The 8,498-nt window shown below is 41.9% G+C and carries 7 protein-coding genes; 1 reads left to right on the top strand and 6 read right to left on the bottom strand.

Features of this window, described 5'->3' with window-relative positions; genetic code table 11:
• Positions 1 to 334: 334 nt before the first annotated feature.
• The 3 genes from D5018_RS15745 to D5018_RS15735 all read right to left on the bottom strand — a co-directional run bounded on the left by D5018_RS15745 (position 335) and on the right by D5018_RS15735 (position 4,985).
• Positions 335 to 1,246 (bottom strand): hypothetical protein, encoded by a 912-nt coding sequence (locus D5018_RS15745; RefSeq protein ID WP_121839955.1) that lies wholly within the window; start codon positions 1,244 to 1,246, stop codon positions 335 to 337.
• Positions 1,247 to 1,419: 173 nt separating this feature from the next.
• Positions 1,420 to 2,895 (bottom strand): lactonase family protein, encoded by a 1,476-nt coding sequence (locus D5018_RS15740; RefSeq protein WP_121839954.1) that lies wholly within the window; start codon positions 2,893 to 2,895, stop codon positions 1,420 to 1,422.
• A gap of 179 nt (positions 2,896 to 3,074) precedes the next feature.
• Positions 3,075 to 4,985 carry a hypothetical protein gene (locus tag D5018_RS15735; protein ID WP_121839953.1) on the bottom strand — a complete coding sequence of 637 codons (1,911 nt, stop codon included), beginning with the start codon at positions 4,983 to 4,985 and terminating at the stop codon, positions 3,075 to 3,077.
• A gap of 167 nt (positions 4,986 to 5,152) precedes the next feature.
• On the opposite strand from D5018_RS15735, the gene D5018_RS15730 reads away from it, so the two are divergent.
• Positions 5,153 to 5,404, top strand: a complete 252-nt coding sequence (locus D5018_RS15730; protein WP_121839952.1) for a YkgJ family cysteine cluster protein — start codon at positions 5,153 to 5,155, stop codon at positions 5,402 to 5,404.
• Here the strand turns inward: D5018_RS15730 and D5018_RS15725 are convergent.
• The 3 genes from D5018_RS15725 to D5018_RS15715 are packed head-to-tail and all read right to left on the bottom strand — an operon-like array spanning position 5,376 to position 8,472.
• On the bottom strand, positions 5,376 to 6,134 hold the full coding sequence (locus tag D5018_RS15725; RefSeq protein ID WP_121839951.1) for a divergent polysaccharide deacetylase family protein: 759 nt from the start codon (positions 6,132 to 6,134) through the stop codon (positions 5,376 to 5,378). The genes D5018_RS15730 and D5018_RS15725 overlap by 29 nt on opposite strands.
• Positions 6,135 to 6,142: 8 nt before the next feature.
• The gene (locus tag D5018_RS15720) at positions 6,143 to 7,330 is read right to left on the bottom strand and encodes a S41 family peptidase (RefSeq protein ID WP_121839950.1); all 1,188 of its coding nucleotides are present in this window, start codon (positions 7,328 to 7,330) and stop codon (positions 6,143 to 6,145) included.
• 29 nt (positions 7,331 to 7,359) lie between these two features.
• Positions 7,360 to 8,472: a murein hydrolase activator EnvC family protein gene (locus tag D5018_RS15715; RefSeq protein ID WP_121839957.1), complete on the bottom strand. Its 1,113-nt coding sequence runs from the start codon at positions 8,470 to 8,472 to the stop codon at positions 7,360 to 7,362.
• Positions 8,473 to 8,498 lie beyond the last annotated feature (26 nt).

Below are 8,498 nucleotides of genomic sequence, written 5' to 3'. Positions count from 1 at the left end.
TTCTGTGCCATACGCAGTTACGTTTCGAGTTGCAGAAAGCAAAATATAACAGCTTCAACAGCGCTGAACTTGTTGTTCAGTGGGCATTTGCCAGATATTTTTGTTCAGTAGGCTGAATAGTTACAAATCATTTTTGATAAGTTAGGTATCGACCCGAGTAACGAAAAAGTATCTCAGGTCATCAGTGGGCTAGGAGAGCTAGGTGTCATTGCTGCGTAAAACTGTCCGCAGTATTGATTAAAGAATGTCTCTCGAAAGCCAGAAAGTAATTGAACCACAGTTAATAAGTGCTTGATTATATTGTTTCGATATCGGTTGTATATTAACCGGCACGCTATTGAATCACCGCCAGCTTTTCTCTACTCATAAATCGTCTTTGTCCATCTATCATTAACGAGCGGGTGTGAGACGTTAAAAAGCGAGGGTCGCCGTCCATAAGTATTGAACATTGATAGCCGGTAACCCTGACTTTGTTATAACCTTTAATCGTTAAAGCTTGTTTTAGATACCCACTAAAAGACTTCCTACTAAAACTTCTGAACCATTCTCTTGTGCTAAATTGCTGGGGAGCTCTTGCATATTCTAAGTCACTTGGCTTAAATGAAGCGGGTACATAGCTGTCTGCAGAATTTGTGGACATAACCCTTAAATCTTCAATTGCTAATAGTCCTTTTCGTTCTAGATAATCGGCCAGCTGAAATCCAGTATAGTAACCTCCATTGCCAGCAATACAATCTTCTCCAGCGTTTCCAGCGCCATAAATATATAGGCTGCTAATCCTTTGGGGCTCTAATTCATCTAACGAGTAACACGGAGAATAATTCGAAACCAGTGACCCTAAATGGGCAAACAGAGCGCTACGCTGGTTTTTATCTTGTTCGTTAAAGCGTAACGAAACCTGCTTTACATCAAGATTACATTTTGGGTCCGCACTTACTTTCTGTTTGAGCTCTGCAATGTAGCCTTTATTATCAAAGAGCACAGGAATAAGCTGCTGATGTTGAAAGAAGTTAGCGACTTGCTCATTGAGCATAGCGGTAGTGAATAATTTTTGATCGCGACCAATTTCACCGGGGAGTAAAATAGCTTCAGTTTGTTGGTTTTCATCCAATGTTGCCTTAACAAGATAGTCTTTAAATGTCGCTTGAGGGCGGATGTCTGACTCTTGCCAATGGAGTAAAAAATCAGTACCAATCTTGGTATAATGAGGAAACGTTGATGTGGCTCCACTAATCTCTGAAGACATTTGTTCTATCTGTTGGCTGAGCTATGTGATCAGATTAATCGAAGTTGTCTTAAGCTTTGCTGTCTATCAGGCTAATTTGTCTATTATTTAATGTTTCTGAGTCGTAAGTGAGATTAGAGCCGAAGCTTATTCGTTCGGCTCTAATACTGGTGAATACACTATAGGCTTGACGATTAAAACCCAGAATAACGATTTGGGTAACCTGCGATTCCTAAAAAGAAACGTTGAGTTATTGCAGGGTTTTCACCATTTAACAGTGCCGCATTTACCGTGAGTGGTGATGATGTTTTTTCTGTTAACTTTCCATCTTCATCCAGATCAAATATTCCAATGCTATGGCTTTCAAAACCAAGTACATAAGCGTGGCGGCTGTCGTAAGTGATATAAATATCTTTAGAATCACCTTCTTTTTCCGCTTTTCTGTTGACGATTTGATCTCGAGTTAACAGATTTCCTTCAACATTAAATTTAACGACTTGGTTTGAATTAAACCCAACAGCATAAAGGTGGTTGTTGGGTGTTAACCATGTCCAGCACGCTGCTGGTCGTGTCTCTGTAATGATTGAGCCTGTACCTGAAGGTACTGAGTTCATATTAGGAGAACTGTCGAATAAATCATTACTGTTTGTGGTATCGAGTGAAATCAGCGCCGCTTCGTTATCTCGCAAATTTGAATCGATATCATTGATAAATTTACCGGTTAACAATGCGTTTGATACATAGACATAACGGCTATCACTGGACCAACTGAATCCAATGGATGCCAAGATACCGTCATTAGCAAAGTAACGAGAATTTTGAAGAGAGAATTGGTTATTTTGCACTTCAACATCATACAAAAATGTGTGAGCAGGCGTAGACAGTTGTTCACTGGCAGGATAACCCGCATTGGCGATACCGAGTGTGGTGACCGCAACCTTTTGATTGTTAGGGCTGAAGCTCACTTGTGCAGGACCATTTTGACGTGCTGAATAAGTAGCAAGTCTTCTTTGTGGCGTTAATACGCCCGTTTGTGGATCAAAACGATAAAGATAGATGTTTCTGCTATTAGTATCAGTATCGGCTAAATGTTCACTAATCGGATTGCCATACTGATCTAAACACGTCTCTAATGTATTGGCTTCTGTAGGCGTAATGCAATGGGAAACATTTTGTTGATTGGCAACAATAACCCAAGTGATTCCATTGATGGTTTTTATGTCTAGGCTTACTGGGCGAATACCAAATGAGTCCATGTTTTGAATACCATTATGATCTGCACGTTGATCGATACGAGATAAATCTCCGCTTTGATCATCGATCTGAAATACACTGATGCTGCCATTATTTTCAGTAATGCTCGAGTCACCAAGGGTTTCGCCAGCATTAACGACCAATAGCTTATCTCCGAAAATACGGATTGCACCTTGAGCATCAAAGTCACCATCATCGGCATCGCCGACTCCCCCTGTGTCAAATGCACTTCTTTCGGTTAAATCACCATTTTCGCCGACAGCAAAAGAAATAACTTGGTTATTATTGACATCATTGGTGCTGGTATAGATGAATCGAGTCTGTGGGTTTGTGGTCTTTGAATCGTCATTGTCATGACACGCTTGTAAAAGAAATAAGCTTGAGAGTATTACGCAAAGGCAGACTTTAGGGGACATACAACACTTCCTTATGTAACTACGGAAAAACAACATAAGAAGTAAGTATAGTTAAGTTATATCGCCTCACCAGTATCAAATCACATCCTGCAATGACGAATCATAGCCTTAGCTTTGCAACGATTTAGTTGCAAAGCTAAGGCTATGTTAAGGCATAATTAATTTGGTAGGAATGGTGATTAAACGTCTAACTTTGCGTCTTCAGTTTCATCTTGCTGTTTTTCGTGTTCGTGCTTAATGAATCCTGCGGCTTCTTCATCCATGTTGTTCAATTGATTTTGTGACTGCATCGGGATTGCACGAGATTGCTGATTAATCTCATGGATCTGTGATGCATTTTGTAAATCTCGGTTACTGGTAATGGACGCAATGGACTCTCTGTCTTTGAGGAATGAAATAATATCGTCGCGAATGCCTGCCAACTCTTGCTCATTTTTATGCATTTCTAAAATGAGTCTTGGGTGTTCTAGGTTTTGCATACCTGTAGAAGCAAAAGTACTGGAAACAATTCGGCAGACGATAACCCACGGAGTAATGCTTGAACGAACCAATACATTTTCAGAGCGAGTAGAGTCGTGAATACTGTTACCGGTTGAGATTTTAGACTCAGTAAACGTGCCTTCGACTTTCAGGTAAATTAAATCACTTTCAAATAGAATTTCTGAGTAAAACAAATGAGCCGTATTAGTTTGAATTTGAGCAAGAGTACGGAGTAATAATCCACTCAGAAAAATATGTACTATGGTGGAAACTGAACCTGCAAGCTCTTGCAGTTGAGAGGTAGCCATATTGGCGTGGATATTATCAAACCCAATGCTTCGAGTTAGGCTGGTTAAGTCTACCACTTGATAAGCCAATATCATGGTCAGAATGGCGCTGATCACAAAGAGCACATTGCCAAGTATTAAGCTGGCAGCGCGCATTTTTTTAAATACATCCCCCAACTCCATGGTTTTTACTTTGGGCTGGATTTCTTGGATCATTTCCCCAAAAAACTTGCCTTTGCCTTCAACCTGCTGAATTAAATCAGGGTCGAGCTCTTGATAAACACGGTTAGGGACTTCTTTATAACGACGGTTGGCCATCACTAAGTTATCAAGATTGATAAAAATCTCATTGGGATGAATGGATTCTTGCCAGTTTTCACGAAGTTCTGAAACCTCTACTTTAGGATCAGAATAGTTCAAGCGCTTTTTCAGCATAATAAAGGCGATGGCACTGGTCACTGCGGCGCCAGCTAACAAGCCTAATAACAATAAGGTTGAATGAAAAGTGGGAAAGTTTGCACTGACTTGCTGTAATTCGCTGATAGTCGTTTGGGTCATGGAAAGGGCATATTTCAGACTTAAACCAACGATAACGGGTAGCAAAATTGCGCCTGCGATAACTCTTACTAACTCCATATTCCCCATGCTTGAGATGCTTCTATCAGCATTGCGATTAATGCTAGTACCAGCGTTTCGCCACACGTTTAATAAGTAAATTGTGAGGAGCGCGGTATAAAAAGGAAACGCAAATTCACCTAATTCACCAGCAAAGCCTGCCAATGAAACAAAGGCAACAAAAGCAAAGGCGATAAGGGCGACAATCGTTTTAATCCATGCACCAAAGAGACGTTGCGCCATATTACGGATTGGATACGGCATGTAGGTCAGGCGCGGAAAAATACTGTGAACAAAACGAGCCAGAATGCCAATAGGTTCTACAAAAGTAGAGTTCTTGCGTCCTACTAGCATTTCAATGAGCTTTTGCTTGGTGTAAGCAACATAAGAACTTTCTGTTTTCGCTGTGCTGGATTCAGAGCGACTGTGGTTATAAGCCAGTGAAGTTGGGTGATTACGGCCAACAAAGTAACGAAGCATAGCAAGAATACCACCCGAAGCAGAAGCGATACCGCCACCGAGTAATAACATGCCAAATCCCACCAGTAGCCAGCCTCCAACAGTTTCATTTTTCACTGTGGCTGCGGCATCAATGAGTAAGTAGACTCCCATAAGAGCAACAATGACACCTCGAATAGTGGTCGCAGCCCCTTCTTTTTTGAACGGATTTCGTAGCCCAAGATCAATGGAACCATAATCGAATGCCATTGTTATTCTCCCTAATAAACAGCTGGTGATATTTATTGTGATTCAAATGCTTATTTGTAGTAAGCCATTTGAGTTACTGCAAGAGAGGAAGTATATGGTGATAAATTACTCAGGGGAAGTAAAAAGGCATGATAAAATATACTCTCATTGATCAGTGAGTTTTTGTTATGAATTGCCGTTTAGGGTGTGGTGCCTGCTGTATCGCCCCTTCTATCAGTAGTCCGATCCTAGGCATGCCTAAAGGTAAAAAAGCAGGAGAGCGATGTGTGCAACTTTCAGATGATAATCTTTGCCAAATTTTTGGTCAGCCAGAGCGACCAAAGGTTTGCCATGCCTTTTCAGCAACAATTGATGTATGCGGTACCACTAACGAAGAAGCTCTGTGGTTACTTACTTCACTAGAAGTGCAGACTGGCTAGTTTCAGCGTCGCTATAGCGCTCAGCAAGAAGCTGAGCAACGGAAGTCACTTGAATATTATGCTGTTTTAATCGACTGAGGTTATTTTTCAGGTACTCAATCGTTTCTAGGTAAGGGTGAGCTATCACAATAAAGCGATCATGAGTTTTGCTCAGTTTAATGATCTGTTGAAACTGATGTTCAAGCCCTTGTTGTGAGATGTCGTTATCTAAAAAAACGCTTCGCTTGAGGTTAGGTACTTTGGCCTTGTCAGCTGCTTTCATTGCTTTAGTAAAGCGTGTTGTGAAGCTGTCTACAAAAAATAATCCCCGCTGTTTCAATCCTTGCATTAACCATTGCATAGGCTGCTCAAGCTGAGTGACGTAACTGCCCATGTGATTATTCACTCCTGTGGCATTGGGTACGTCCCTCATCGCTTTATCGAGTATATTGTTGATGGCGCGCTGATTCATATTGCTTTTGATGCCACCTGTTCCCATTGCTTTACCGTTTAGCGCCTGCATGGGTAAGTGGAGCATGATCTCATGACCTTGCTGGTGGGCTCGAACAGAAAGCTCATGGCTAAGAGGGGTAAAAGGCAAAAAAGACAATGTGACTTCAGGCGGAAGTTGCAGTACTTGTTTGTCGGTATGGCGATAGCCGACATCGTCAATAATGATGGCAACTTGCGCTGCTTGCAGTTTTGTAGAAAGAAATAAAATAAGCAGTAGCGCAAGTCGTATTATTGTCATAAATCCTGTTATGTATCTGTCTTAAACCATGAAATAGCCGATTTCAGAGCGTTGTCATCTGAGTCTGCTTGTGTGTCATTGATTATAGGCGCATTATTGCTTGCATTGCCAGTCATGCTAGGCAGATTTATGTCTGGTGTGATCCCTGATTGATGAATGTTGTCGCCTTTTGGGGTCAAGTAATGGGCAATGGTGAGCTTGACGCGACTGTCTTGGAAGATGGTGGGGATCATGCCTTGAATACTGCCTTTACCATAACTTCTTTCACCCATTAGGATTGCCCGTTGGTTTTGCTGTAAAGCAGCAGCTAACACTTCAGCAGCCGAAGCCGAATTTTTATCAATTAACACCAACATCGGCACGTCTTTTAATAAATTGATGTCAGTGGCACTGTAATCACTATTGGCTTGTTTGAATCGACCTTTGGTGGAAACGATAGTTCCTTTACTTATGAAGAGGTCAGCCACTTTTACGGCTTGTTCGAACAAACCGCCTGGGTTACGCCTTAAATCAATGATCAAGCCGTTAAGCTGTTGCTGTCTCCACGAGATCAGTTGTGTTTTGATTGAATCAAAAGTGCTGCTTTGAAAACCGTTGATTCGAATGTAACCAAGGTTGTTCTCTAATACCTTGGATTCAATGGCGGCGACGTGAATGACATTAGGCTTAATATTCAATTGCCATTGTTTGCCTTTTGTATCTTTTACATTGACATCAATAGGCTGGTTATCATTAGCCGCTGTTTTTATCTGCTTTAAAATCGTCTCTTGATTGTCCAAGGAGATTACCTGTTTGCTTAAATGGGTAATGGTGTCGCCAAGCTCAATGCCCGCTTTTTGCGCTGGGGAACCTGCAAAAACGTTGATCACTGCCAAACCATGCTCAGTACCATTTACCTCGAAGCCAAAACCTTTATATTGGCCTTGATTGTTTTCATCTTGCTTAGCAACATCTTCAGCGTCTAAAAACTCAGAATACCCATCGAGTTTTTGGAAAATACCTTGAATGGCTGCTTCAATAAGCTCTTCACGGGTGAGGGGAGTAACATAAAAACGTTCGATGCTATCAATCACATCGGCAAGGAGTGGAAATCCATAATAAGAATGATGGGGTACTTCGCGCCCAGCAATGCTAATGCTAATTCCAAATAGCGCACCACAAAAAAACAAAACAACCCGTCGAGCATACTTGATCATACAGCCTCCATTGATCCAGGAGGCGGCGATTATCGCTTGCAGTAGCGCGAAGGATTAATGGCTTTCCCCTTGTGACGTATCTCGAAGTATAGACCAGGTTCAGCTTGTCCACCTGAGCGCCCGACTAGGGCTAATGTTTCCCCTTGTTTTACGCGGTCACCAGAGGATTTAAGTAGTGCTTGAGCATGGCCATAAAGGCTCATATAGCCCTTGCCATGATCGACTACGATCACCATACCAAAGCCTTTTAACCAATCGGCAAAAATGACTTTACCAGTAGCAATAGCTTTTATCGCTCGTCCTTCAGGTGCGCTAAGGAGTACACCTCGCCAGCGCAACTGTCCTCCTCTTGGGCTGCCAAAGGAGTGAGTTAACCGACCTTGAATTGGCCACTTCAATTTACCCCGTTGCGCACTTAAACCAACAAGTGAATATTGTTGTTTGGACTCTCGAATCGCTTGGTCGATGGCTTGCTTCAGACTGGCTTCTTCAATTTGTAATTGTTCTAAACGAGCTCCACGACGATTGAGCACCCGTTGCAACTGTGTGAGTGTTAGTTGACGCTGCTCACTTTCTTTTTCCAGTTGCTCTGCTTGTCGCTGTTGTTGCTCAGTCACTTTCGCTAATTGCTGTTTTTGCTCAACGATTTGATTTTGGGTTTGCTTTAACTCTGACAGTGTCGTTTTTAGCTCTGCAATGGCTTTGACTCTGGCCTTATTTAAATACTGATAATACGTAAGCAAGCGTTCTACAGAGGCAGGATCTTGCTGGCTGAGCAACATCTTAGTGTAATCATGACTACCACTGAGATAAGCACTTTTAAGCTGATTAGCGAGCGCTTGCTGTTGTGCTTGTTGTTGGTGTTGCAATTGTTTTTGTTTGTCGGACAGTTCAGCAAGGCTGTCATTCAGCTGTTGTTGCTGTTTTTGGCTTTGATTCACTTGGGTTGCGACGTTAGCAATGGCTTGTTCGTCACTTTTCAAAAGCTGCAATAATTGTTGATGTTGCTTTTGGGTATCGCTGACTTGCGAATGTTGGCGATCGATTTGTGTCTGTAACGATTTAAGTAGAGATTGGCGCTCTTTAATGGTTGTGGCCATAACAGAAATCGATAACCCTAAGCCAAAGATCATCATAAACATGACTGAAAATGGACGAACACAATTGC

This window comes from Parashewanella curva (genome assembly GCF_003675895.1).
In the GTDB taxonomy this organism is placed as follows: Bacteria; Pseudomonadota; Gammaproteobacteria; order Enterobacterales; family Shewanellaceae; genus Parashewanella; species Parashewanella curva.
Note: the sequence above shows the minus strand (reverse complement) of the source record. Positions and strands in the feature narration are given on the sequence as shown.